Annotated in this window: 22 protein-coding genes; 13 read left to right on the top strand and 9 right to left on the bottom strand. The window is 54.4% G+C overall.

All coding sequences use genetic code 11. The features are described from left to right. Window positions 1–177: 177 nt before the first annotated feature. From SPI6313_RS17195 to SPI6313_RS17210, 4 genes are all read right to left on the bottom strand, one after another. Window positions 178–1,770, bottom strand: a complete 1,593-nt coding sequence (locus SPI6313_RS17195; RefSeq protein ID WP_072622096.1) for a cation:proton antiporter — start codon at window positions 1,768–1,770, stop codon at window positions 178–180. 57 nt (window positions 1,771–1,827) lie between these two features. Next, a complete protein-coding gene (locus tag SPI6313_RS17200) occupies window positions 1,828–2,808 on the bottom strand; it encodes an adenosine kinase (protein WP_072622097.1) in 981 nt (326 codons plus the stop codon). 442 nt (window positions 2,809–3,250) lie between these two features. Further along, window positions 3,251–4,333, bottom strand: a complete 1,083-nt coding sequence (locus SPI6313_RS17205; RefSeq protein WP_072622098.1) for a Gfo/Idh/MocA family protein — start codon at window positions 4,331–4,333, stop codon at window positions 3,251–3,253. Between the two features lie 409 nt (window positions 4,334–4,742). Beyond that, window positions 4,743–5,810 carry a DUF2235 domain-containing protein gene (locus SPI6313_RS17210; protein WP_072622099.1) on the bottom strand — a complete coding sequence of 356 codons (1,068 nt, stop codon included), beginning with the start codon at window positions 5,808–5,810 and terminating at the stop codon, window positions 4,743–4,745. 154 nt (window positions 5,811–5,964) lie between these two features. On the opposite strand from SPI6313_RS17210, the gene SPI6313_RS17215 reads away from it, so the two are divergent. Together SPI6313_RS17215 and SPI6313_RS17220 are read left to right on the top strand one after the other, a co-directional pair. Continuing rightward, window positions 5,965–6,957 carry a tyrosine-type recombinase/integrase gene (locus tag SPI6313_RS17215; RefSeq protein ID WP_072622100.1) on the top strand — a complete coding sequence of 331 codons (993 nt, stop codon included), beginning with the start codon at window positions 5,965–5,967 and terminating at the stop codon, window positions 6,955–6,957. Between the two features lie 64 nt (window positions 6,958–7,021). Further along, the gene (locus tag SPI6313_RS17220) at window positions 7,022–7,636 is read left to right on the top strand and encodes a precorrin-8X methylmutase (RefSeq protein ID WP_072622101.1); all 615 of its coding nucleotides are present in this window, start codon (window positions 7,022–7,024) and stop codon (window positions 7,634–7,636) included. 171 nt (window positions 7,637–7,807) lie between these two features. On the opposite strand, the gene SPI6313_RS17225 is transcribed toward SPI6313_RS17220, so the two are convergent. Beyond that, the gene (locus SPI6313_RS17225) at window positions 7,808–8,902 is read right to left on the bottom strand and encodes a J domain-containing protein (protein WP_072622102.1); all 1,095 of its coding nucleotides are present in this window, start codon (window positions 8,900–8,902) and stop codon (window positions 7,808–7,810) included. Window positions 8,903–9,331: 429 nt separating this feature from the next. On the opposite strand from SPI6313_RS17225, the gene SPI6313_RS17230 reads away from it, so the two are divergent. From SPI6313_RS17230 to SPI6313_RS17255, 5 genes are all read left to right on the top strand, one after another. Next, a complete protein-coding gene (locus SPI6313_RS17230; protein WP_072622103.1) occupies window positions 9,332–10,111 on the top strand; it encodes a phycobilisome rod-core linker polypeptide in 780 nt (259 codons plus the stop codon). A gap of 155 nt (window positions 10,112–10,266) precedes the next feature. Further along, on the top strand, window positions 10,267–11,046 hold the full coding sequence (locus tag SPI6313_RS17235; RefSeq protein ID WP_084669218.1) for an ABC transporter permease: 780 nt from the start codon (window positions 10,267–10,269) through the stop codon (window positions 11,044–11,046). 226 nt (window positions 11,047–11,272) lie between these two features. Next, window positions 11,273–12,101 (top strand): IS1 family transposase gene (locus SPI6313_RS22480; protein WP_139276489.1). Its coding sequence is split into 2 segments (ribosomal slippage): window positions 11,273–11,623 and window positions 11,625–12,101, totalling 828 coding nucleotides; the frame shifts between segments, so codons are not numbered across the junction. After that, the gene (locus SPI6313_RS17250) at window positions 12,101–13,141 is read left to right on the top strand and encodes an RNA-guided endonuclease InsQ/TnpB family protein (RefSeq protein WP_072622104.1); all 1,041 of its coding nucleotides are present in this window, start codon (window positions 12,101–12,103) and stop codon (window positions 13,139–13,141) included. The genes SPI6313_RS22480 and SPI6313_RS17250 overlap by 1 nt, the downstream gene beginning before the upstream one ends. A gap of 87 nt (window positions 13,142–13,228) precedes the next feature. Then, on the top strand, window positions 13,229–13,783 hold the full coding sequence (locus SPI6313_RS17255) for a Uma2 family endonuclease (RefSeq protein WP_072622105.1): 555 nt from the start codon (window positions 13,229–13,231) through the stop codon (window positions 13,781–13,783). A 9-nt stretch (window positions 13,784–13,792) separates the two neighbouring features. Here the strand turns inward: SPI6313_RS17255 and SPI6313_RS17260 are convergent, their stop codons facing one another. After that, window positions 13,793–14,200 carry a Fur family transcriptional regulator gene (locus SPI6313_RS17260; protein ID WP_072622106.1) on the bottom strand — a complete coding sequence of 136 codons (408 nt, stop codon included), beginning with the start codon at window positions 14,198–14,200 and terminating at the stop codon, window positions 13,793–13,795. Window positions 14,201–14,316: 116 nt separating this feature from the next. Between SPI6313_RS17260 and purS the strand changes: the two genes are divergently transcribed. Both purS and purQ read left to right on the top strand, forming a co-directional pair. Further along, window positions 14,317–14,580 (top strand): phosphoribosylformylglycinamidine synthase subunit PurS, encoded by a 264-nt coding sequence (gene purS, locus SPI6313_RS17265; RefSeq protein WP_072622107.1) that lies wholly within the window; start codon window positions 14,317–14,319, stop codon window positions 14,578–14,580. A gap of 48 nt (window positions 14,581–14,628) precedes the next feature. Further along, entirely contained in the window at window positions 14,629–15,312 is a 684-nt protein-coding gene (purQ, locus tag SPI6313_RS17270; RefSeq protein WP_072622108.1) for a phosphoribosylformylglycinamidine synthase subunit PurQ, read from the top strand. A gap of 62 nt (window positions 15,313–15,374) precedes the next feature. On the opposite strand, the gene SPI6313_RS17275 is transcribed toward purQ, so the two are convergent. Then, window positions 15,375–19,496 (bottom strand): EAL domain-containing protein, encoded by a 4,122-nt coding sequence (locus tag SPI6313_RS17275; protein WP_175551173.1) that lies wholly within the window; start codon window positions 19,494–19,496, stop codon window positions 15,375–15,377. Window positions 19,497–19,651: 155 nt separating this feature from the next. On the opposite strand from SPI6313_RS17275, the gene SPI6313_RS23675 reads away from it, so the two are divergent. Next, the gene (locus SPI6313_RS23675) at window positions 19,652–19,822 is read left to right on the top strand and encodes a hypothetical protein (protein WP_217650643.1); all 171 of its coding nucleotides are present in this window, start codon (window positions 19,652–19,654) and stop codon (window positions 19,820–19,822) included. Between the two features lie 26 nt (window positions 19,823–19,848). Next, window positions 19,849–20,175: a peptidase gene (locus SPI6313_RS17280; RefSeq protein ID WP_072622110.1), complete on the top strand. Its 327-nt coding sequence runs from the start codon at window positions 19,849–19,851 to the stop codon at window positions 20,173–20,175. A 227-nt stretch (window positions 20,176–20,402) separates the two neighbouring features. Here the strand turns inward: SPI6313_RS17280 and glpK are convergent, their stop codons facing one another. Beyond that, on the bottom strand, window positions 20,403–21,899 hold the full coding sequence (glpK, locus tag SPI6313_RS17285; RefSeq protein ID WP_072622111.1) for a glycerol kinase GlpK: 1,497 nt from the start codon (window positions 21,897–21,899) through the stop codon (window positions 20,403–20,405). A 158-nt stretch (window positions 21,900–22,057) separates the two neighbouring features. Between glpK and SPI6313_RS17290 the strand changes: the two genes are divergently transcribed. Together SPI6313_RS17290 and SPI6313_RS17295 are read left to right on the top strand one after the other, a co-directional pair. Continuing rightward, complete coding sequence (locus tag SPI6313_RS17290; protein WP_072622112.1) at window positions 22,058–22,327, top strand: TIGR02450 family Trp-rich protein; 270 nt, start codon at window positions 22,058–22,060, stop codon at window positions 22,325–22,327. Window positions 22,328–22,385: 58 nt separating this feature from the next. Then, window positions 22,386–23,558 (top strand): glycosyltransferase family 4 protein, encoded by a 1,173-nt coding sequence (locus SPI6313_RS17295; protein ID WP_084669090.1) that lies wholly within the window; start codon window positions 22,386–22,388, stop codon window positions 23,556–23,558. A gap of 2 nt (window positions 23,559–23,560) precedes the next feature. On the opposite strand, the gene SPI6313_RS17300 is transcribed toward SPI6313_RS17295, so the two are convergent. Continuing rightward, window positions 23,561–26,239, bottom strand: coding sequence for an MGH1-like glycoside hydrolase domain-containing protein (locus tag SPI6313_RS17300; protein WP_072622113.1), 2,679 nt, complete (start codon window positions 26,237–26,239; stop codon window positions 23,561–23,563). Window positions 26,240–26,368: the final 129 nt, after the last annotated feature.

The raw sequence follows: 26,368 nt of genomic DNA on the forward strand, positions 1-26,368 counted from the left end.
TAATTAGTGGATTACGGCGGATTACTAGAGTGCAGTAATAGCGGGAGTTCAAGCCGCCTAACCTACCCTATCATTAAACATTATTTTAGCTGTGCCGTAGCCCTACGATCAAGCCAAGCCCCACGTAGTAACTAGCGATCGCATCTCTAGACGTTCGATCAACCACCGGATGCGAGCTTAGGCCTCATCCTCCGTCATTACCTTTTCAATCGCTTGATCCAACACGCTTTGAAGAACGGGAGACAGGTTGCGATTGAGGCGACCGGCGCGAATATATTCGGCGTAGGTGTCTGCTTCGATGTCCACGAGTTCTTCGCGGAGTTGCTCCATGGTGATGGCGAGGAGTTGGGGGTTTTGGGTTTGCAGTTTGGTGATCCCGTCTTCCACGTCCCGCAGTTGGCCGCGCACCAGTTGCTGTTGATAGCGGTAGAAGTCGGGGTCAATGTCGGGGGATTGTTCCACCTCAGCGAGGAAATTGAGAACGCGATTGAGGGCGGTACGGCGGGCGATCGCTTCGGAATAGGCCTGGCGTTGGGGTTGATCTCCCACTAGATCCAACCGTTTGAGAAAAACCTGTGTGGTCAGTCCCTGCACGAGGAGTGTGAACAGCACCACCCCAAAGACGGCATCGATAATTTCTTGGCGACCGTCGAGGATCGTGGGGACACTGAGGGCCAAGGCAATGGATACGCCGCCCCGCAGGCCGCCCCACCAGAGCACGGTAAATTCGCGCCAGTTGAAGGTGCTGCCCTTGAGGGCGTTGCTGAGGTAGCCGAGACCGAAAATGACCACGAAGCGCGTGCCGACGACGGTGAGGATGGCGATCGCAATCAGATCCAGATTCTTACTCAAACTGCCAAAGTTAATCTGATCGCCAATCAGCAAAAACACGATGGAATTGACAAAAAAGGCGAGAAACTCCCAAAATTCCGAGACAATCAAGCGCGTCCGGGGGTTCATGCCAATTCGAGAGCCAAAATTCCCCAAAATTAGCCCCACCGTTACCACCCCAATCACCCCCGATCCCCCCAATTCCTCCACGAGGAGATAGGTTCCGTAGGCAGAAACGAGGGTTAAGGATTGTTCGACAAGGGGAAAGTCAAACCGCTGCGTCAGGTAGGAAATGCCATAACCAATTAAACAGCCCAACCCCGCCCCAATCCCCACGAATGTGCCAAACCGGGCCACCGTGACGGGAATCGAAAATTCTTCCACACCCAAGGGAATCCCCACCAACAGCAGGAATGCCACCACCGCCACGCCATCATTAAAAAGGCTTTCCCCTTCCATCACTGTGGTGAGGCGTTTCCCGGCTCCCAGTTCCCGAAAGAGGGCGACGACGGAGACGGGATCGGTGGCGGCGAGGCTCGCCCCCAGCAGCAGGGCGATGGGGAGGGAGAGGCCGGTAAATTGGCTAACGGGGAGGGCAACACCGAGGATTGAGATAATCACACCGGCGATCGCAAACAACCCCACCGGAACCAAACTTTCTTGTAGATCCCGCCAGCGAATATTCCACGCCGCCTCAAACAACAGGGGCGGCAGAAATATTTCTAAAATCAATTCCGGCGACAGGTTCACCAAGCGCACATTTACAAACGCCAACCCCAAGCCCACAATCACCAAGAGCAGGGTATAGGGAATGCGGCGAAACCAGCTAAAAATTCGAGACACCGTCGCCACACTGAGGGACACGGTGAGCACCACTAAAAATTGTTCTAGATTTTGCTTGATGACGGCATCGGCAGATGTGGCAGCCTCAAATTCCATAGGTTTTTCTAGGGGTGGGTGTTCTTGGGCGATCTTAACGGGTTTGGAGAAAGGCTGTTAAGCGATGAGGAGGGCGGGTAGTACCTCCGGAGCCAAGCGGGGGCCGTATTGGGTCACGACCTTGGCGGCGGCTTGGGAGGCGAGATGACCCGCAGCGGCGTAGTCCATGCCGTGGGTGATGCCGTAGAGGAAGGCCCCGGCGTAGGTGTCGCCCGCGCCGACGGTGTCGATCGCATCCACAACCACCGCCGGGATTTCGTGGAGGGTGTCGCCATCGAAAACAAGGGAGCCTTGGGGGCCTTGGGTGAGGGCGAAGGTTTGGGAAATGGTTTTGAGGTAAGCGATCGCATCCTCCAGACTCTCAGTTTGGGCCAGTTCCAACGCCTCGGATTCATTGGCAAACAAAAGATCCACCCCAGAACCGATAATCTCCAACAGCCCCGGCCGGAAAAACTTCGCCATGTTCGGATCAGAGAGGGAAAAACTCGTTTTCGCCCCCGCCGTTTTCCCCAAAATCAACGCCGCCACCGCTGCCTCTTTACCCGTGGGAGAGGTGACTAAATAGCCTTCGGTGTAGATATATTTCGACTGATTCAAGGCCCGCTGATCAATTTCGGTGGTGGAAATCGCCCCGGAAATACCGAGAAACGTATTCATGGTGCGATCGGCATCGGGCGTAACCAACACCAAACATTTCCCCGTGATCCCATCACCCCGGTGTTGATGTTGCAAATTCGTATCTAGGCCACATTCGAGCAGATCCGCCATAAAAAAACCGCCCGTTTCATCGTTGGCCACCTTACAGGAATAAAACCCCTTCCCCCCCAATTGCGCCACGGTCACGAGGGTATTCGCCGACGATCCCCCGCTGGTTTTTTTCGGCTCTAAATTCTTGAGGGCGGCGGTAATTTCCCCCTGGCGTAATTCATCCACCAGGGTCATCACGCCTTTGTCTATGTTCAGGTCGGCGAGTTGCTCCGGTGTGACCTCATATTCCATATCCACCAGCGCATTCCCAATCCCATACACGTCATACATAATGCTGTCTTGCCATAATTATTTAACCGTTCTTCAGTTAATCATATTGATGGCGGTTTACAGCTTGTTCACCCATTGCCCTCACCCCAAACCCTTCTCCCACGGGGCTATTATCCATAACCCAAGCAGTGGTTTCCCCCAGTCGGGGAGATGAAATCCCCGCCTCAGAGCGAAAACCCGTTTTAACGGTTTCCAGAGTAGGCTTCAGCCTACTTTCGCTCTGAGCCAAGACCTTCAGTTCTTGGCGGATCGGGGTTCGGCAGACTCATGCTCACTGATGGATCAGATCAGCAGTCGCACGGGGCGAGGGGCTTTTGATCTGTCTGTGATGATGTCTGAACAAGCTGTCAATTTAAACTCTCATGGCCTGGCTCTGCTGGGTCATGTTCACCAGGGAGGCTCTGCTTGCCTAACGAGCATGGGGTTTTTCGCTTGGAGCGCGTTAGGCGTTAGCGATCGCACTATTCGAGTTTTGCACCGCGCTTTGGCTGGGTTGCCAATCTTCGTTGTGCCACACTTGGCCATCAAGGGCCATCTTTTCGATCGCACTCGCTAAACGTAACGCTTTTAAAGCTTGTTCACCCCCCACCGAGGGTTTTTCGCCACCGCGCACACAGTTCACAAAATGTTCTAGCTCGGCGTGGAGGGGTTCAATATTGCTGGTGTAGACTTTTTCGATTAGGCCGTCCTGACGGTAGAGGACTTGGCCGTAGTCCGTCATGCAGTTGGCGGTAGTTTGGCGGTGGATGAGGATTTCGTTATTGAGAAAATCTGCTTCGGTGAGGGAATGTTTACAATGGGCGGCAATGCGGCGGATTTTGCGGTGGGTGACTTTGCTAGAGGTGAGGGTGGCGACGATGCCATTGGCAAAGCCGAGGGTGGCGGTGACGTAGTCGAGATAGCCGGAATCGGAGGCCCGGCTACCGCTGGCGGTGACTTTGACCACGGACGATTTCGCCAATTCCAGCATTAAATCAATGTCATGGATCATCAGATCCAAGACGACGGACACATCATTGGCGCGATCGGAATAGGGACTCATGCGATGGGCCTCGATCGCTAGTAATTCCTCTGTGGCCAGGACTTTGCTCAATTCTTGGAAGGCGGGGTTAAAGCGTTCAATGTGGCCGACTTGGAGAATGCAATGGGATTCGGCGGCGGCATTGACGAGGGATTCGGCTTCGGTAATACTGGCGGCGATCGGTTTTTCGATCAGGACGTGAACCCCAGCGCGGAGGCAATCCATACCGACCCGATGGTGCAGCCGGGTGGGGACGGCAACACAGACGGCATCCACGTGGGGAAAGAGGTCGTGATAGTTTTCAAAAAAACGGATGCGGTATTTGCTGGCAGTGTCGAGACCGCGCTCGACGTTGAGGTCAGAGATGCCCATCAGTTCCACGTCTTTGAGCAAACTAAGGACGCGGGTATGATGTTGACCCATGTTGCCTACGCCAATAACGCCGATGCGGATGGGTCGATGCAGAGGGCGCTGAGGGGTCACGGTGTGTTGTGCGTTGCTCATGCTGGTTGTGCTCCTCTATGACTCTCTATCATGCGTCTGATCAGCGTTTTGACGGTTGCTTGGTTTCACCCAAATCGTATCACAGTCTTAAGGAGTGCAAAGAATCTTCACGGTTTTTGCTCGTATTCTTGACGCTTGGGGCGACCTTTGCCAGTCTGATTGGCTAAATCATCGCTGCATTATCAAAGGGGGAGGGGCGATCGCAGGTGTCAACCTGTGTCACTTTTTGAGTTGTCCCCTCCCGGTGGGCTACTCCGTCAGGGCAGCGAGCGAGAAGCTCGCACGACAGAAGCTCAACGCAATGGGAGTGCGAGCCTCTGGCTCGCTGCTTTCTCTCATGAACTGGCCAATCCATAGCGAGCGAGAAGCTCGCACGACAGAGGATTGACCGTAACTGAGATGTATTCCTTTAGGATGCTGGGGGCTGGGGGCTTAACTCAGCTTGGAATGCCTGTAAGTTGCGGGGTCTATACTGCTCCAAATTTCGCCAACGGGTGATCACACTGCTATGCAGTGCAGCCTGCGATCGCTTCACGGTTCGATAGTGGGGTGGAAAAAGTGACCAAAATCCCTGTGGTTTAAAGTCCCGATCGAGGGTTGGATTGACCTTTAGCTCGCCAATGCAGGTGAGATCAAAGTCTAATCCGAGGGCTTTCGCTTGTTCGATCATCCACAGGAGGGCGGCATTGGATAAGGGGGCATTGGCTTGGGTGCCGCCGCCAACGCAGCCATGATCGCCGGGGAACAAGACTTGATGGAGGGGGCGTGGATCTCCCTGCTGACGTTCCATGAGGGTGGCATCAAAGGTGGTGCGGTATTCATCGATGGCGATCGCATGGGCTGCATTTTCAATCTGTGCCCCTAGTTTTGTATCGTGAAAGCGATACTGCTCCCGATTCAAGAACCGATCGAGGGGCACACCATTGATTAAGTTGGGAACCCCCAACGCGCCGACGGTATCCCAACAGCCCAGTAAGGTGATGGGGGTAGTCTGACTGTATTGGGTGCGAAATGCTTCGATGGCGGCATTGTGGCGGTGTGCTGAACTGTCGTGGCGATCGCGACTCCGTTGGCGGTAAAGCTCGTAGGCCTGGGGCGCACGGCGAATGTTGTCGCGGGTGACGAGTCCCAAGAGGCTGATCATGCCCGCCAAACTCCGGACGGTGTAAGCACCACGACTAAACCCGAACAGATAAATTTCATCGCCGGGCACATAATTAAGGCTCAAAAACCGATAGCCATCCTGAATATTGCAGTCAATCCCCTTGCCGGCAATGCCCCCAGTCCACTTTCGCACCTTGCTTTCTGTGCCAACGCCTTCGTCATAGAAAACAATTTGGGGAATGCCTTGGCTATCTAGGGGGGTAATGCCTTGGGCTATTTTGACAACGTTGGTGGGATAGGGGCTTTCGAGGCGTTGCCAGGTTCCATCACAACAGACAATGAGCCGTTTTTTAAACTGTGGGGTTGCGTCCATGGGTCTAAATTTTTTGATCGTGTGTCTGGTACTACAGCCATATTCGTGCTTTTACTGTATCCGAGAATTTATGCGGTTTTTGGGAATCCCGGCGGCGATCGCACCTTCCACCGCCCGGCTATACTGGTGAAGATCTTGCCCCCTCCCTATCCCTATGGAATTGTCCACGGTATCAAGTCCTTTGGTGAGCCGCGATCGCCTCTTGGCGGCCTTCGGGGATTTTCTCAATCTGGATGTGGGAGCCGGGGATGCAGCCTTGGATACGGTGCAGACCTACCGCCGTCAGGTGCAGCAGTTTTTAGGATGGTGCGATCGCCACAACCTCGATCCGGGGCAACTGGTACAGGACGATATTAAACGCTATCGCTATTGGCTGGTGCAAGATCAGCAATTCAAACCGGCCACAGTGGCGCTCAAACTCTCAGTGGTGCGGCGTTTTTACCAAGCAGCGGTGAATCGGGGCCTGGTTCCGTTTAACCCAGCCTTAGGAGTCCGTCCCCCCCGCGAAAAACGTGACCCCGCTGAACGGATTACCTTTCTTGAAACATCAGAAGTGGAGCGACTTTTGGCCGCTGTGCCCTGGCCCGATGCCGGGATTACCCCAACGGCGGAATTACAACGGTTGCGCGATCGCGCCCTGCTGGCGATCATGGCCCTCGAAGGCCCCCGCACCGTCGAACTGCACCGCGCCAATGTGGTGAACGTCCTCCAACAGGGCCAAAACTACGGCATCCGCGTCGAAGGCAAACGCAATATTCGCATCGTCCCCCTCACCCCCGCTATTGCCCAGGTCTTAATGACGTATCTCGATATGCGGCGCGATCGCGGCGAACGCTTCACCACCCAAACCCCCCTCTTTATCGCCGTCGGCAATCGAGCCAAAGGAAAACGCCTCTCTCGGCGCGGTATCCGGCTGATCGTCGATCGCCACCTCACCGCCACCCACCTCAAGCACGCCGCCGGGCGCACCATTTCCGCCCACAGTCTCCGCCACACCGCCGGAACCCTCGCCCTCCGCGCCGGGGCGGAACTGCGCCAAGTCCAAGACCTCCTCGGCCATGCCGATCCCCGCACCACTTGTATTTATGCCCATGTGGCCGATCGCTGGGAGAATAACCCAGCCCTGAAGTTGGGGATTGAGCTTTAACTCAGGGGCGATTCGTCCCAGAGGCTCCTAAAATGAAAAGAGTTTTTGGGTGAGGGCCAAGATGATGGAATGGTCGATTGCGGATGTGCAGGGGTTAGCCATTGTGGATCGTGAGATCGGCTCGCACCGCTTTCGCCCCGCTGAATATGAACTCGTCCGGCGGGTGGTCTATCATACGGGGGATCTCGATTATGCCGGGCTATCGGGCTTTGCCGAAGGTGCGATCGCATCGGGAGCCGCCGCCCTCGCTGCCCGCAGCGCCATTATTGTTGATGTGCCCATGGTCATGACCGGCATTCTCCCCACCATCCAAAGCACCTTTTGTAATCCCGTTTTCTGTGCCAGCGCCGTCCCCCCCGATGCCCAAGACCCGCGATCCCTCGTTGCCCAAGGCATGGTTTCCCTCGCCAACCAATACCCTGAAGCTATTTTCGTCGTCGGCCAAGACATTACCGCCCTCAATGTCTTAATTGAATTAATCGAAGCTGAAGACATTCAGCCCGCCCTCGTGGTGGGGGCGGCAGCGGGTTTCATGGATGCTGATGTGTCCAAAGAACGCCTCCAGGATTCCATGGTTGCCAATATTCGCGTTAGTAGCCGCAAGGGTGGCCCTGGGGTGGCGGTGGCGTTGGTGAATGGTTTGGTGGCGTTGGCGGCTCATGCGTATCTGCAAGAGTGAACGCTTGGCAGCTTGGGCCACGGCAGGATAACCACCACACCCGCATTCAGGCCCCAGTGTCCACCAGCATTGATTTATGGCGATCCTAAATCAATCGGAGATTCTGATCTCCTCATCAACAAGGAGCTTCAGCCCCTTGCCTGTTCATGAATCAAATAGGATTGCCATAGATCAATAGAATTGTGATGGATCGATGATGATGCCCAGTTGCTCTTCCATGAGTTGGGCCATCATTTCTGGGGTGAGGGGGCCGTCCGCTGCTCTCGGCCCTTGGAGAAATCGTTTGATGGTTATTTTGCGATCGCGAAAATCCCGGACAAAATCCCGAACTATTGTTAAACCGTCGATCTCCGCCTCCGCCTCCTCGATCATCTGCTCAAACATATCAATGTGTTGCCGCTTCGCCTGACGGTAGACCGTCACCATTTCGCCTTCGTGGGTATGATTGCGCAAATGCCGCAATTCCGCCTTAATCCCCTCGTATTGGTTCCGCAGGTTTTGATTTTCCTGGCGCAATTTTTCACAGGTGCGCTCCACATCATCCCCCTGTTCCACCGCTGTCACAGTGTCCTCAAAACTCTGCTGCTCCAATTCGAGCAGCCGCGCAAAATCTCCGTCCTGATAGGCGCGGTTGATTTCCTTCATGATTTCGGTGTTTTGGCTGTGGGTGTCTTGATCGGTGGCGCGATCGGGGTGATATTTGGCGGCGAGGCGGAGAAAGGTTTGGCGCATTTCGCGCTGATTTTCGGGGGCGGCATCCCGTGCGGAGGGCGATCGCGCCCCGGTTTCGGCTCCCGATGGGTCAAACCCCTGGGAATCGTCGTCATCGTCAAACATTCCCTCAAAGTCCGCAAACGGATTACCAAATGGATCTGCATCGTCGTCCCCTTGGCCGGGAATCGCTCGCTCACTCAGCACCCCTTGCCATTGCAGCGATCGGTAGAGGCGTTGAATCTTAGTTAAGCTCTGTTTGCCAAATTTGCGCGTGGTGAACAGCTCCGTAAACAGGCTGTGAATCTCCTCGTCGAGGGCTTCCAGTTTTGCCCTCGGTTCGGCGGATCGCTCAAACATTTCGGTGATCAGCGATCGCATCTCGTTAATAAAATTATCCAGTTCGGTGCGCTTGCGGCGAATCTGCTTCAACAGCCAAGCGCGATCGGCATTGAGGGCAGCCAACTGCTCATGAAACGACGACAGCGCAAGGGCTGGCCCGGAAGAAGATGATGTGGGGACTGATCTCTTGGTTTTCGCCTTGCGTCGTGCCATGGCTCACGCTCCCTAAACTATTTTGCATTAATCCACAGCCTAGCGAATTTTGACACCCTGCAAAATCCCCCTCACGCTCTGGTTGGCTCACCCCTTGACCCCGTTATTCCTGAGACCGCCCTGAACGCCTTGGGACTCCAGCTACGGCAGAAACGCTGAAGCATAGAACCTGTTTGAATCTGAATATTGCTTTACAAAAATTAATTTTTTGCCCCTGAAACTGTTACAAACTTTCGGGTTCCATCCCTTGTGCGATCGCACCCCAAGTCGCTCCGAAAATCCAGCAAACCCAAGCAGGGTCATACACCCCAATCCCACACCCTGCCGCATTTTGTAAGAATTAATAAGATTTTTCGACGCTCCGTTCCCCCCTCCTTTATGATAGGGGTTAAACTTTGTAAAAAATTGTAAGAAAACGGAGGTTTTACATTGGCTATTCCTCTCCTAAACTATGCGCCGAACAGTCAAAACAGCCGCGTAGCTGGATACGAAGTGGGCACCGACGAACAACCCGTGATTTTCTCCACGGATCGTGTGATGTCTAGCGAAGATATGGGCAACGTCATTGAGGCGGCCTATCGGCAACTGTACTTCCATGCCTTCAAGGCAGATCGCGAAGCGGTGCTGGAATCCCAACTGCGCAACGGCAACATCAGCGTGCGTCAGTTTGTGCGGGGCCTGGTGCTGTCTGATCGGTACAAACGGAGCTTCTACGACCTCAACAACAACTATCGGTTCGTTGAGCAAACCGTCCAACGGGTTTTAGGTCGTGATGTCTACAGTGAGCGGGAAAAAATCGCCTGGTCGATTACCGTTGCCACCAAAGGGATCGAAGGCTTCATTGATGAATTAATCAATTCCGATGAATATCTCGAAAACTTCGGCGATACCATCGTTCCCTACCAACGTCGCCGCTCCTTGCCGAGCCGTGACCAAGGGGAAATGCCCTTTAACCTCAAGTCGCCGCGTTACGACGCTTACTACCGCTCGATCTTTGGGTTCCCTCAAATCGTGTGGCAAAATTCCGTGCGTCGCTTTGTGCCCCAAGAGAAGCAAGCCAAGGCGGGCGATCCGTCCAACTTCTTGGCTGCGGCTCGGAGCCTCAGTAGTGCCAAAGGGGTCAACACCCCCCGCGTGTCCACCTCAACGGTGAGCATGAGTTCTGTGCCCTATCGGAAGCTGAATGTTTCCATTGGCCCGGAATCCTAGTGCTTCAGTGAACTGATTTAACGTGGATTTCACGCACAGGAAGTCCTAAGGTAACAAGGGTGTTGGGCGATCGCTCACAAATTTTGTTAGCTTGGGGCTTCCTTTTTAATGTCTAGATCTCACGATCGGTCAAGGAACGTCAAACCATGCCCCTGATGCGCTATTGGACTGTATTACGACTGTTTTGGAGCACAGCGATCGCGGCGGAATTGGAATACCGGATCAATTTTGCGATCGCCTTCCTCAGCAGTTCCCTCAACCTCACCGGCAGCCTCTTCGGCCTCTTCCTCTTCTATCGCACCGGCTACGAATTCGAGGGCTGGACCTGGCCCGAAGCGATGATCGTCCTCGGCGTGTTCACCCTCCTCCAAGGCTTTGCCGCCACCTGCCTCGTGCCCAACCTGAATCGCATTGTCGATCAGGTGCAAGAAGGAACCCTCGATTTTGTCTTGCTCAAACCGATTAGCAGTCAATTTTGGCTCTCAACCCGGACGGTGTCCCCCTGGGGCGTGCCGGATCTCATTTTCGGCGGTGCGATTATTCTCTACGGCGGCTCACAACTGCACCTGCATTGGTTCGACTATGGCGCGGGCGTGCTCCCCCTGCTCTGTGGGGCGATGATTCTCTATAGTTTGTGGTTCATGCTCGGTGCGATGAGCATTTGGTTTGTGAAAATCTACAACGTCACAGAGGTGCTGCGGGGTCTGCTCGAAGCGGGGCGGTTTCCGATGGTGGCCTATCCCGCGACCTATCGCCTGCTCTTTACCTTTGTGATCCCGGTGGCGTTTTTAACGACGATTCCTGCTGAGGTGATTTTAGGACGGGGTGAACCGATCTGGCTCTGGGGATCGGCGGGGTTAGCGATCGCCCTCCTCGCCATTGCCCACCAATTTTGGCAATTCGCCCTCCGCTTCTACACCAGCGCCTCCAGCTAAACCCATTGCTCACCCTGGTTGACTGACAAAATTAACCAGATCCCGGAAAGCCCTCACCCTCAGATGTTGGCGACAGGGGCGATTGATCTCGCTTTGAGAAGCATGGCAGATGGCTTATATTAAGTAATAATACTCATGCAAGTCACGAGTCTTAAATCATTCGGTAGTGCGTCAAAATGATGTGGGTTTGGTAAAGTAGAGGAATCGTTACCACTGCACTAAAACTATGGAATGTCGGCTCTGCGGTCATCCCAAAACCCACAAACACGGCAAAATGCCCAATGGTCATCAACGCTACTTCTGCCCTCACTGCCAGCAAACCTTTGCCGAGAGTTTTGACACCCTCTACTACTATCGCCATGTTACTCCGGAGCAGATTGAGCAAGTACTTCAAGCCCACAGTGAAGGCACTAGCTTGCGAGGAGTCAGCCGCATCAGCGGATTAGCCTATAACACCGTGGTCAGTATTATTCGTGCCGCCAGTGCTAAAGCTTTGCTGGTTCATAACGACCAAGTGCAGGGCGTGGAAACGGAGGACGTGAGTGCTGATGAGATGTGGTCATTCGTGAAAAAAAAACAAACAATGCTTGCCCGAAGAAGTTGAAGTAGGCGATTGCTGGATTGCGATGAGTTTGGCAGATTCGAGCGGGTTAATCTTGACAGCACGAGTGGGGAAACACACCGATGAACTGATTGAAGAACTGGTGGTGAGCACGGAGGGAAAGACCCATTGCCAGCAATGGAATAGTGACAACTGGGGAGGATATGAGCGGGTACTGCCGCTGGAAATTGAGCACTACATTGGCAAAGACCAAACGCAACGGTTGGAGCGTACCAATGGAATTATCAGGCAGCAGACGGGTAGGTGGCATCGACGACAGAACAAGTTTGGCAAACTGTGGCAGCAGACAAAGGTGACGGTGCGTTTAGTGGTGAGTTATTTCAACTGGATCTGGCAGCACAGTCGCTACAAGAGCACGGCGGCACAACGAGCAGGATTGACTGACCATCGCTGGAGTTGGCAGGATATCCTCTCCTTCCCCACAATAATCTAATGCACTACCGGACAATCAATGCCGCAGGGCGTATCTACAACCATTGTGTTGCCCTCCACAAACGGTACTACCGAATGTGGGGCAAGCACTTGAACTGTGCCCGACTACAAAAACACATCGCCAAGCTCCGTAAACGGAACCCCTGGTGGTTGCAAGTGGGTTCTCAAGCCGTACAGGATATCTGCCAACGGATTGAGAAAGCCTATCAACTCTTCTTCAAGCACAACAAAAAAGGCGTTCACCCGCCAAACTTTAAGAAGACCCGAAAGTACAAATCCTTCACCCTCAAGCAAGCTGGGTACAAATTCCTCGGTGGCAACCGGGTCAGGATTGGCAACAAAGTCTATCAATATTGGCACTCTCGTCCCATTGAGGGCAAGGTCAAGACCGTGACGATTAAACGAACTCCCTTGGGAGAACTGTTCATGATTGTCACGGTAGATACCCTGTCAGAACCCCAAGTCAAAACCGAGACAGGTAACATTGCTGGTTTTGATTTTGGACTCAAGACGTTTCTGACCTGTTCGGAGGGGTTCAATCTTGATGCACCCTTGTTCTTCAAGCAGTCACTCAATGCAGTTCGCAAAGCGAGTCGAGAGTTGTCCCGTAAGCAAAAGGGTTCAGCGAATCGAGAACGTGCCCGATTGAACTTAGCCCGCAAGCATGAAGATATTGCCCATCGACGGCGGGACTGGTTTTGGAAGTTGGCTCACCGCCTGACGAATCAGTTTGATGTGCTGTGTTTTGAAACCTTGAACCTCAAGGCGATGCAGCGGCTCTGGGGGCGTAAGGTGAGTGATTTGGCGTTTCGGGAGTTTCTGCAAATCCTGGAGTGGGTGGCGACGAAGAAGGGGAAGCGGGTGGTCTATGTTGACCGCTGGTTCCCTTCGAGCAAGACCTGTTCAAGTTGTGGTCATATTTTGGAGCATCTGGATTTAGAGACTCGCCATTGGCGGTGTCCCAGTTGCTCGGCAGAGAATGACCGGGATGAGAATGCGGCGATGAATATTAAAGTGGCTGGGGCTTCAGCCATTGGGTGAGGTGATGTCAGACAGGCGTTGCCTGCTATTGCTGTTTGATCCCAGAATCCCCCGTTTTCTAAACGGGGGAGTAAGTCAACCAAAGCCCTGCGTCTCTCCGTCACCCCAACGCAATTTGTAGCTCTGGCCGCCAGCAATCGAGAGTTACAACTGGAGAGAAGCGCCACCGGAGAATTAATCGTGAATCCACCCACAGGCTGGAGAACCGGACAACAACATTGGAGGATTGCCGGAGAATTGTATCTCTGGTGGCGAAATTGTGGTGAACCCGGTCAAGCGTTTGACTCTTCAAGTGGATTTATCTTGCCCAATGGTGCGATTCGCTCGCCTGATGCGTCTTGGATCTGTCAAGAGCGCTGGGATGCCCTGACTGAGGCCCCGCTCCAGACGTTTCCACAGATTTGCCCGGATTTTGTGGTGGAATTCCGATCCGCTTCCGATCCGCTGAAGGAATTGCAAGCCAAAATGCACGAGTATCTAGACAATGGTGCAGCGTTGGGTTGGCTGATTGATCCACAGACTAGAACTGTGGCACTGTACCGAGCGGGTGCAGACGTTGATGTTTTGGTGAATCCGCTGACGTTATCAGGTGAGCCAGTCTTACCAGGCTTTCACTTGGATTTAAACCGAGTTTGGGCTTAAGGGGGCGGGCTACAGGGGGGCGATCGCCTCTTCTTCCTCCTGCCCCTGACAGTCGGCACAAAGTCCGAAAAATTCCAGAGTGTGATAGTACACCTTGAATTGGTGGGAGGCTTGTAATTGGTGTTCGAGTTCATGCACCGGGCATTCTGCAATGGGAATCGAGCGGCCACAATTGAGACAGGTGAGATGGTGCTGATCCTGTTGGACGGGGCTATAGAGGGATTCGCCATTGGTGAGGGTGCGCACTTTCACCAAGCCGTCGAGCTTAAGGCCTTCGAGGGCGCGGTATACCGTCGCGAGTCCCATATTTTGCTGGGTTTGGCGCAGTTCAAGATAGAGGTCTTGGGCGGAAATGGCGTGGTGGAGGGTTTTAAGGAGACGGAGAATTTTTTCTTGGGAGCGGGTGCGGGTCTTCATTCGCTGCGGTTCAGCTTGCGCGGATGCCCTTTAGTATACGAGAAAGCTGAATCCCTCGGAGCGAATCTTCCCGTACCCGAATAGAATGGGGGATGTGCTGTTTTGGTGGGAGTTCCATGGCTCATTTTCAAGCTCGAATCTATGTCACCCTACGCCCTTCGGTGCTTGATCCGGCGGGAGTGGCGGTCTGTTCTGGACTGCATCAACTGGGGTATGAGGCGGTGGAGTCGGTACGGATTGGTAAATATATTGAAGTGGCCCTCGATGCGGTGGATCAAGGGGAAGCGTCCCAGCAGTTAGATCAAATGTGCGATCGCCTTTTGGCCAACCCGGTGATTGAAAACTATCGGTTTGAACTCAACGAACTCGCGTCAACCTAGGCCGCCTCACTCGTTTAGATTCCGCTTTTGTAGGTTGAAACAAAAATCATGAAATTTGGCATTGTTGTGTTTCCGGGTTCTAACTGCGATCGCGATGTGGCCTATGTCACTCGTGATGTCATCGGCCAACCGACGCGGATGATTTGGCATCAAGACACGGATTTGAGTGATCTCGATGTGGTGATCGTGCCGGGGGGGTTTAGCTACGGGGATTACCTCCGCTGTGGAGCGATCGCTCGTTTTTCGCCGGTGATGAATAGCGTCATCAACCATGCCCAACAGGGTAAATGGGTACTGGGCATCTGTAACGGCTTCCAAATTTTGACCGAAGTGGGCTTGCTGCCCGGTGCGCTGACGCGGAATCGGGATTTGCATTTTATTTGCGATCGCGTCCCCCTCAAAATCACCCCCCATCGCACCCCCTGGACTAGTCAATATGACCCCGACCAAGTAATCACCCTCCCCATCGCCCACGGGGAAGGCCGCTACCACGCCGACCCCGACACCCTCAAAGCCCTCGAAGACCACAACCAAATCCTGTTCCGCTACTGTGATCACGAGGGCGCGATCGACGACACCACCAACCCCAACGGCTCCGCCGGCAACATCGCCGGCATCACCAACCCCCAAGGCAACATCCTCGGCATGATGCCCCACCCCGAACGCGCCGCCGATCCAATCCTCAACGCCACCGACGGCCTGGGTTTATTTAAAAGTCTTCTCGCGGCCTAGTCTAAAGCTTAATGGGACGGTGCGTTACGCGGCGATCGCCCTCGGTGACGTTGGCTTGGGGGTTAAAGATTTTTCTGTAAAAAGGTTTCGGCATCGGGGGCGGGCATGGGGCGGGCGAAATAATAGCCCTGGCCGAAGTCACAGCCCCAGCGTTTGAGATAGGCCACCTGCATCGGGGCATCGATCCCTTCCGCCACCACATCCATGCCTAGGATATGGGCGAGGTTGATGATCGCTTGGACAATTTCGGAGTCTTCACCGTCGGCTTTGATCCGCATCACAAAGGAGCGGTCAATTTTGAGGGTATTGACGGGAAATTGATCGAGATAACTCAAAGACGAGTACCCCGTGCCAAAGTCATCAATGCCGAGGAGGATTTGGCGCGATCGCAACTTCATCAGCACCTCTTTCGCTTCTGTGGCATTGTCCATCAGCATACTTTCGGTGATTTCGAGCTTGAGGTGCTTGCTCGCCAACCCTGTTTTTTCGAGGATATAGTCAATCATATCGACGAGGTCGAGTTCTCCCATCTGCCGCCCGGACAGGTTGACATTCATCACTAAATTTTTGGCGGCGGGGTAGTATTGCTGCCATTGGGCGAGTTGGCTGGTGGCGGCTTGGAGCATCCACCAACCCATGGGAATGATCAGTCCCGTTTCCTCGGCAATGGGGATGAAGTGGATGGGGGACACCAGGCCTTTGTCGGGATGCTGCCACCGGATCAAGGCTTCAAAACCGCTGATTTTACCAGAATGCAGGTTCATGATCGGTTGATAATACGCGACAAATTCCTGGCGTTCGACGGCGCGGCGCAGGTCGGTTTCCAGCTCCAAGCGGGCGAGGGCGCGTTGGTGCATGGCGGTGTGGAAGACGGCGTAGCGTCCCTTGCCGAGGGCTTTGGCGCGATACATGGCGGTGTCGGCATCCCGCAGCAGGTCTTCGGGGTAGTTGTAATGGATGCTGTCTTTGGGGGTGTCGGGCAGTTGGCTGAAGGCGATGCCGATGCTGGTTTCGGCGAATACGTCGTAGCCTTGGATGTGGAAGGAGGTGCGCAGGGCGGAATGGATGCGATCGGCGATGGTGAGGGCTTCTTGGCGATCGCTGATTTCTTCGAGCAAGATCGTGAATTCATCACCCCCAAGCCGGGCGAGGGTATCACTGGGGCGCAGATAATCTTCGAGCCGGCGGGCGATCGCAATCAACAGATCATCCCCCACCGTATGCCCTAAGCTATCGTTCACCACCTTAAAGGAATCAATATCCAAGAACAGCACCGCAAACAAATAGCCGCCCCGCCGTCGTGCCCGCCGAATCGTATGCCAGAGCCGATCCATAAAGAGGGCGCGGTTCGGGAGTTCCGTTAACGAATCATAAAACGCATTGCGCCGCAGTTGCGCCTCGGCCATGCGTCGCTCGGTGATGTCGCTACTGATGCCATCAATGCGCACCGGTTGCTCCTGCTCGTCGTACACCAGCCGACTCCGACACAGCAGCCACCGCAGTTCTCCATTGGGGCGCACAATCCGATATTCACATTCACCAACCCCCGTAGATCTGAGGAGATGGAGGTGCTGGGTGAAGCGGGTTTGATCTTCGCCGTGGATCAGGCTCAACCAAAGGCGCGGCGTGGAAAAGAGTTCGGGGAGCGATCGCCCAAACACCACCGCCGCCGCTGGGTTGAAATAAATCGGGGCAAAGGTGTGGGGTTCTGCCGACCACACCACATCTTCAATGGAGCCGAGAATCCCCTCAAGGCGTTTTTCACTGGCGAGCAGGGCTTCTTCGGCCCATTTGCGATCGCTAATATCCACCACCTGCCCCACCTCATGGCTCGGTTGCCCCTCATCGTCATAGACCATCACCACCCGCACCAGGGTATGCACCACCATATTCTGCTGCGAAATAAACCGTTTCTCGATCTGAAACTGATCGATTTCCCCTAAGAGCAATTGTTGGTTAATCGCCAAATCCGCCGCATGATCATCGGGGTGAGTCAGTTCACTGAGATGCAGTTGTTGTAACTGGTCAGCACTGTAGCCCAGCACCGCACAGAGCGCCGGATTGACCTGCTGGAAACGGCCATCCATACCACAGAGGAAAATCCCGATCGGTGCGAGTTCAAACAACAGCCGAAACTGTTCTTCACTTTGGCGCAGGGCGATTTCCGCCTGGTATTGTTCCGTAATATCGGTAATCGACAGCACCGCAGCGGTAATGTTGCCGTGGGCATCCCGCAGGGGCGCACCGTTAATCGAGAGATATTGGCGATCGCCCCGCTCCGTCACCACCGTATGGTGCAGATCAAACACCGGATGCCCCTCCGTCAAAATCGGCGTTACCGGCAGCGCATACCGTTCAATAATCAACCGATTCCCAGGACGGTCATGGGGATCGGCGCTGCGCCCATCTGGGGTGGACGTTTCAGGAATTTCTGGGGTGGAATCCAACCCCAGAATCGCCTCCGCCCGTTCATTGGCAAAGGTTAATTCTCCTGCCTTATTGAGCACAATAATCGCCGCAATACTGGTTTGGAGAATGCCATTCAGTAAATCCCGTTCATTGCGCAGGGTTTCCTCGAATTGTTTGCGCTCGGTAATATCAGTTTGAACTTCAATAAAGTGGGTGAGGGCATTATGTTGATCGTGAACCGGCGCGAGGTTTAATTCCATCCAAAACGGCGTACCATCTTTGCGATAGTAGCGGAGTGTGCCGTGGAAGCCATAGCCTTGGAACCGAGCCAGAGTGATCGCTTGGAGGGTTTGGGGGGTCGTGCCACTGCCGTAGAGGAGGCTAACACTTTGACCGACCACTTCATCGGCTTGATAGCCGGTGATTTGCTCAAAGCCACTGTTGGCGTAGAGAATCGGTTGACCGGGGGCGATCGCATCACTAATCACAATGCTGTTTTGGCTCGAATCAATCGCCCGCTTCATCAGGTTTAATTGTTCCGCCTGGCGATCGCGCTTAATCGCCGTCGTCAAAATATGGCTCACCGCCTGGAGAAACTGAGCATCATCCTCATCAAACTCCCGGAAGCGATCCGTATAAATCCCCAACACCCCATAGGGCGACCCTTCCCCATCAATCACCACCGACACACTACTAATCACCCGATGATTATGGAGCAGCGGCGCTCCCCGAAACCGTGACTCCACCCGTAGATCCTTCACAATCACCGGCTCGCCCCGTTCCAGGGTGTAACCCGATTGCGACGCGGTCGAAGCAGACACCGTGAGTTGACCAATGAGATTTTTTTTCCACCCCACCCCCGTTTGTAACAGCAAGGCATGGCCATTGGCCAAATATTCAAAAATCGCGCAATATTTAACACGCAACGTCCGCGACACCAGCCGCACGGTCTCCTGCATCAAGCTGGCCAAATTCGGGGTCGTGAGTCCCAGTTGACCCAGTTCGGCCAAGGTGGACTGTTGGCGGAGGCGGAGTTTGAGTTGGATTTCGCTACGGTATTGGGTCGTGATGTCTTCCGTGAGCACCATCACCCAATTGGGGGGAATAAAAAGGTAGCGGAGTTGGAGATGGATATCGAGGCTGGCAAAATGAAACGATCGCGTCGTCGGGGTTTTCGTCAGCAAGCATTCCGCCAAATCCTGATGAACAAACAGATAGTCCGAGAGGATCTCTGTGGCTCGCTTTCCCATATTGTTAAGCACCTCCCCGTCGGTGAACGCGATCGCCGCCTCATTACACCCGACAAACAGAAAATCATCCCCCGTATAGCGCCAAGTACAAACCGGAATTGGGAGCTTTTCATACTGCCGCCGAAACTGGATTTCCCGCTCTTGCACTTCTTGGAGCAATGCCGCATAGGCCGTCACTTCCGCCGTGAGTTCGGCGCGGAGATCCTGCGAGTCCTGTTGGACTGTTTGGAGGGATTGATCGCGGATCTGTTGATGGTGTTCGAGTTCTGTCCATTGTTGCCACCAATGCCGAGCGATCGCCCCCATCCCCACCCAGAAGACCGCACTGAAACTCACCACCCCCCGCACCGGCAGCGGCATTGGCTCCAGCCAGACCATCCCACAGCCCACCAACGTCACACCCACACCCAGCCACCACAGCCCCATCACCCCACGGCTCAGGAGAGCAGAGGAGTGCGACACTGGCAAATCCGCAGGAGCGAGAGTAGACGGTAAACGTGGTTGTGAGGATGATGTCTGTTTCATGGTGCGCATCCCAGGGGCAGTCAGCAAACGCAAAACAATACATTTGTTTTTTCTAATGGACACTGTGACTGTTGATATCGAGAGTCTTTCGCGGTGCTGCCTACCCTTGATTGTGAAGTAAGGCATTCTGCCCACAGTAAGGTGAAATCCTGCCTTTGATTGAAATGCTGCGTGCTGGGCTACGGCTGTTCCACCTGATGACAGTGCCAGTGGAGGCGTGCATTGACGGCGATCGCACCCTTCACCATAACTGTTTAATGATTCCCCATACGTCCTACCCTCTAGTTTCCTACACTCCCCACCTCCATGCCATTAAATTAAATTAACGAAGATTCTTTTGTACAGATAACCCATGGTTTTTCGACGGACTGTTCGCAACGCCCATCGTACCCTTGCCCCGATTATCCTAATTCCCTTCCTGATCACCGCCATCAGCGGTATTTGCTACCGCCTCGGCAAAAGTTGGTTTGGCCTCTCCCGTGACCAAGTCCATTTTCTGATGGTGATTCATGAAGGCGAATACCTCGGCAAATTTTTAGAGCCTATCTATGTGCTCCTCAACGGCATGGGTCTGTTATTCATGGTTGGCACTGGCATCGTCATGGTGTGGTCAAGCCTCAAACCCAAATCTCCCCAAACCCTCACCCCCCCGGCTGATCCCGAACCCCGTGAAGATTGACCCCTAGTGTAGTGACATGGCTAAAATAGTACATTAGGACAGAGTGGGTTGGGTGGCTAAAATTTAGACTATCAAGGTATCTGACAATCTGCCGTAACTCACTGATTAACGTGTGTCGTGATACTAGGAGAATTTTTACGCCAACAGATTAATACCAGTAGCACGATCCAGCGGCAACCGGAGCAGATGGGGGCGCAACCTGGGCCAAAACTGCGCCCCCATCTGTTTTAGTTTTCGATCCAGTTTTTCGCCCGACTGACGGCCTTTTGCCATTGGGCAAAATTGGCCTGGGCTTCGGCTTGACCTTCGCCCGGTTCAAACACTTGCTCCACTTGCCGTTTGCTGAGGAGTTCGTCGTAATCACCCCAAAACCCCACCGCCAAACCGGCCCCAAAGGCTGCCCCTTGAGCCGTTGCATCGAGGATAACCGGTCGCTCGACGGGGATACCGAGGACATCGGCTTGGAACTGCATCAGCCAGTCATTTTGGGATGCGCCGCCGTCTACTTTCAGTTGGGAAATGGGTTCGTTCGCGTCTTGGTTCATTGCATCGACCACTTCTTTCACTTGGTAGGCGATCGCCTCTAGCACCGCCCGCACCATGTGGGCCTGCTGGACTCCGCCCGTAATCCCTTGGAACGAGGCCCGCGCATTCATATCCCAATGGGGCGCACCCAACCCACTCAAAGCCGGCACAAAAAACACCCCGTCCGTATTGGGCACAGACCGCACGATCGCATCCGTTTCCTGCGCAGACTTAATCAGTTTCAACCCGTCCCGCAGCCATTGAATACAAGCCCCGGCGGTGAACATCGCCCCTTCGAGGGCGTAGTTTGTCTGTTCAGGTGTAGTCCAAGCCACCGTAGACAGGAGTTGATGGCGCGATCGCGCCAACTCCGTCCCCATCTGCGCCACCAAAAAACACCCCGTTCCATAGGTGCATTTCAACAACCCCGGCGTATTGCACCCATGGGCAAACAGCGCCGCCTGCTGATCCCCAAAAATCGCCGCGATGGGAACCGCTGCCCCCAACAACGCCGGATCACTGTGCCCAAACTCCCCCATACTCGGCTGAATCGTCGGCATCCAGTGGGGCGCAACATCAAACAGCGCCAGCAAATCCGCATCCCATTCCCCCCGCGCCAAATTCATCAACATCGTGCGGCTAGCGTTGCTGTGATCCGTGGCGTGGACTTTATGTCCGGTCAAATTCCACAAAATCCAAGTATCAATCGTCCCTGCGAGAATATTTTCCGGCTTCACATCGGGGCGATTGTCCTTGACCCAATGGTGCAGCCACGCCAGTTTCGTCGCGGAAAAATAGGCATCCACCACAAGGCCCGTGCGCTCTTCGATGAGACTCGCTTGCCCCGATGCTTTTAATTGTTGACAATGGGAGGTGGTGCGGCGGTCTTGCCAGACGATCGCCCGATGCAGGGGTTTTCCCGTCGTCTTATCCCACAGCAAACAGGTTTCCCGCTGCACCGTCAGCCCCATCGCGGCAATCTGGGAGGCAGACACATCCTGTTCCGCCAAAACCCGCTTCATCAAAATTTGGGTATCGCGCCAGATCTCTTCGGCATCATGTTCTAACCAGCCCGGTTGGGGATAATGTTGAGTAAATTCTTTATAGGTTTGGCCTGCGATCGCCCCCTCATGATTAAACAAAATCGCCCGATTCCCCGTCGTTCCTAAATCAATCGCGAGGACATAATCATGTGTCATAGTCTTAGTTCCAGTCACAGCTAACCCCCCAAGGGGCTGTGTGCCGAATGTATCAAATCCTCTCCCCCTCTGGGTCATTGCCGTGTGATTTTGTTGGAAAAATTTTCCAAAGCGAGAGTGATTCTGTTTACAATCAAGGCGATTTCCGATCGGACAGTATGGCCAAAAAACAAAAATTTCCTCATCTTTTAGGCTCCAAATGGACGGCCAAACAGAAAACCTTTGGCTGGCGACATTTCCAAGTCCAGAACCGCAAAACCGAAGGAAAATGGGTTTTTGCTGAACTGGTGTCCTCCTGCGATCCTACGGTGCGGTTTTGGATTAATGCCAAACAGTTGAAGGACGATCGCAGTTGGACAGCGGGCTGGACTCCCCTCAATCAACTCCAAGATCTCAACCAACCAGACCCGGATTGGATCGAATCGTGAGACAGTTTAACGTGAAGGTGTGGGGCGAAATGATGGCGGGAGTGGTGAGAGGGAAACGATGACGATCGCATCCCTGTTTTATCTATCGGCGGGGACAATGCCGTCGCCCGTGGCGAACGAGATCCAAGCGGTGAAGATGGCCCAGGCCTTCGCGCCCATGGTGAAGCGGTTTGAATTGATTGTCAGCGGCAATCTGCGATCGTGCCTCGGCCTAGAGCGAGAGTTCACCGCCCGGTTTAACCAGTGGTATGGGGTACGAGTGCCGTTTACTGTGACGCGGATTCCGTCGCTCACCTGGCGCACGCCGTTTCCGTTCCCCGAAGGTTCCTATTCACCGCGTAAATATCTCCGCTGGGCGATCGCCTATTGTCAGCGTCAACAGCCCACGGTGGTCTATACCCGAACGCCCTATCTCGTTACGCCCTTGCTTGCCGCCGGATTACCCGTTGTCCTCGAATTTCACGAACCGATCACGCCGCAGATCCTCGCCTCCCCTCTCCTCCAACACCCAAACCTAATCGCCATCGTCACCCTGGCCGACGAGTTGCGATCGCACTACATCCAGCAAGGTTGCGATCCGGCCAAGATTTGCATTGCCCCCAGTGCCGTAGATCTTGCCCCCTTCATCCCTGCACAACCCCAAGCCATCGCCCGCCAAGCTCTCAACCTCGCAACGAATCAACCCATCGCCCTCTACGCCGGCAACCTCTACGACTACAAAGGCATCCCGACGATTTTGCAGGCGGCAACCCAGTTGCCCCACTGTCAATTCGTTCTCGTTGGGGGTCAAACCAAAGATGTGGAGCGGGTGCGATCGCAAGCCCTCCGCCTCGGTCTGCACAACCTCCAAATCACCGGCTACAAAACCCAAGCGGAACTCCCCCCCTATCTGTTTGCGGCGGATCTGCTCCTCTTGCCCACCAGCCAACAGTGGAAGCTAGCCAGCACCACCTCCCCCCTGAAACTCTTTGAATACATGGCAGCGCAACGCCCCATTATTGCCTCAGATTTGCCCAATATTGCCACGGTGTTACGCGATCGCCACAATGGCCGCCTGATTCCCCCCGATGATCCCGATGCCATGGCCGACGCGATCCGGGCTTTGTTGGCTGATCCTGTCGCTGGGGACGCGATCGCCGCCCAAGCCTGGCAAGATGTGCAACACCACACCTGGACGCAACGCGCCGCAACAATTTTGCAATTTATCAGCGCACGCCTGTCGCAGTCGTGACGTTAAAGCGAGTTATATTCCCCGGTTTGTTGGATTAATTTGGCAATTAAGCCCGTCCACCCCGTTTGATGACTGGCCCCAATTCCAGCGCCATTATCACCATGGAAATATTCAAAAAAGAGGATCAAATTATGCCAGTGGGGATCGGTTTGGAATTTTTTCGTGCCGCCGTAGATGGCGCGGTGGCCGGTGGCATCGTTGCGGAAGAGTTTGATCAGACGCTGGGATAGTTCTTGAGAGACCTCCCACAGGTTGAGCCAACGCCCTGAACCGGTGGGACATTCGACCTTGAACGCATCGCCGAGGTAGTGGTGGAACTGTTGCAGGGACTCGATCAGGAGATAGTTAACAGGCATCCACACCGGGCCGCGCCAGTTGGAATTCCCCCCAAACAGGCCGCTGCTGGATTCGGCGGGTTCGTAATCGACGCGGTGTTCCTGGCCATCAACGCTGAAAAGGTAGGGGTGTGCGTGGTGATGGCGGGAGAGGGCACGGATACCGTAGTCGCTGAGGAATTCGGTTTCGTCGAGGAGTTTTTGGAGGATGCGGCGCAGTTTGTCGGTGGGTTCGAGGCGATCGCGCGTTACATAACACAACGCCAACATCCGCCGTGCCCCCTGGCCCTTGCTTTCCATGCAGGCGACGTTGCGCTTCAGGGTGGGGCGATGGTGGACGAACCATTCTAAGCGGGCTTTGAAGTTGGGCAGTTGATCCAGTAATTCGGGTTCGAGGGTGGTGACGGCAAAGAGGGGAATCAGGCCGACGAGCGATCGCACTTTCAACCGCATCGATTCACCGTTGGGCAGGTTCAACACATCATAGAAAAAGCCATCCTCGTCATCCCATAATGAGGTGCGATCGCCCCCCAAATGATTCAGCGCATCGGCGATGTAGATAAAATGCTCAAAAAACTTCGTCGCCATGTCCTCGTAGACGGGATTCTCCCGCGCCAATTCCAGAGAGATGGTGAGCATATTGAGGCAATACATCGCCATCCAGCTTGTACTGTCGGCCTGTTCAAGATAGCCCCCGGTGGGCAACGGCGCACTGCGATCAAACACGCCGATATTGTCCAAACCGAGAAAGCCTCCTTCAAAAATATTGTTGCCGCTGCGGTCTTTCCGATTCACCCACCAGGTGAAGTTCAGCAGTAATTTTTGAAAAATACGTTCGAGGAAGGCGCGATCGCCTGTCCCCTTCTGCTTGCGTTCCATTTGATAAACGCGCCAGGTGGCCCAGGCATGGACGGGGGGATTTACATCACTAAAATTCCACTCGTAGGCGGGGATTTGACCGTTGGGGTGCATATACCATTCACGGGTCATCAGATCCAGTTGCGCCTTGGCAAAGTCCGGGTCAACGAGGGCGAGGGGCAGACAGTGAAACGCCAAATCCCAGGCGGCAAACCAGGGATATTCCCAGGTGTCCGGCATCGAGATGATCTCGTTGCTGTCGAGGTGGGGCCATTTGTGGTTACGACCCTGGGCACGTTCGGGGGCGGGGGGAGTGCGATCGCCTTGGAGCCAGCGGCTGACATCGTAACGATAATATTGTTTACTCCAAAGCATCCCGGCGAAGGCTTGGCGTTGGATGTTGCGATCGTCGTTGCTGAGGGCCTTGGGCATCAGGTCGTAATAGAACTGATCCGCCTCGCGCTTGCGATCGCCCAAAATCCGATCAAACTCACTCCCCAAGGGATCACCCGCCTCAGTCCAATCGGGCCGGAGCCGCAATTTCACCACCTGCTGTTGGCCCGCGCCAAGCTCAAGGCAATACTGGGCGGCGGCTTTTGTGCCAATCTGGTCAGGATTCACCGCATCCGCTTGGCCCTGAATCACCGCATCGTGAATCCCATCTTTACAATAGGGCCCGGTGTTGGGGGTCTCAAACAGCCGCTCAAAATTCGTCTCATTTTCGGTAAATAACAGCGGCGGCTGATCCTGGCAGTAAAGCCAATAGTTGCCGAGGTCGGGGTGTTGGGCTGCGATCGCGCTGGGCTGCTCAGTAGTCCCGCCCATGGCTTTTAACTGGGGTTTGTGTTGCTCCTCTGACCAAGACCAAGTATTACGAAACCACAGGGTTGGCAAAAGGTGCAGCGTCGCGGGTTCTGGGCCGCGATTGCTGACCGTGATTTGAATCAAAATATCGTCTACATAGGCTTTGGCGTATTCCACCTGCACATCGAAATAGCGGTTTTGGTCAAAAATGCCCGTGTCGATTAATTCATATTCGAGACCATCTCGACCGCGATCGCGATTTTCCTGCACCAGATCGCTGTAGGGAAATTCAAGCTGCGGATATTTGTAGAGAAATTTTAAATAGGAATGAGTGGGGGTGCTGTCGAGGTAAAAGTAATATTCTTTAACGTCTTCGCCGTGGTTGCCCTCGGTTCCCGTCAGGCCAAAGAGGCGTTCTTTGAGGATTGGGTCGCGCCCATTCCACAGGGCTACGGCAAAACAAAGCCGCTGTTGATCGTCACAGATGCCACCGAGGCCGTCCTCGCCCCAACGGTAGGCCCGCGATCGCGCCTGCTCATGGCTGAAATAGTCCCAGGCCGCCCCATCATGGCTATAATCCTCGCGCACCGTGCCCCATTGCCGCTCACTCAGATACGGTCCCCAGGCTTTCCAGGGAATGGTAGCGGATTGAGTGGCCCGAAGCCGTGCAAGTTCAGGATTCATGGTTTTTTGTACAGTGAAAGAACAGGAAATAGAGCCGTGGCGGCGTTATGTGCCTGTTTTTACCATAGCCTTTGAGGGATGGGCGATCGCAACAATCCTCGTGTCATGGCTCTGCCATGACACGAGAGG

The organism is Spirulina major PCC 6313 (assembly GCF_001890765.1).
Classification (GTDB): Bacteria; Cyanobacteriota; Cyanobacteriia; order Cyanobacteriales; family Spirulinaceae; genus Spirulina; species Spirulina major.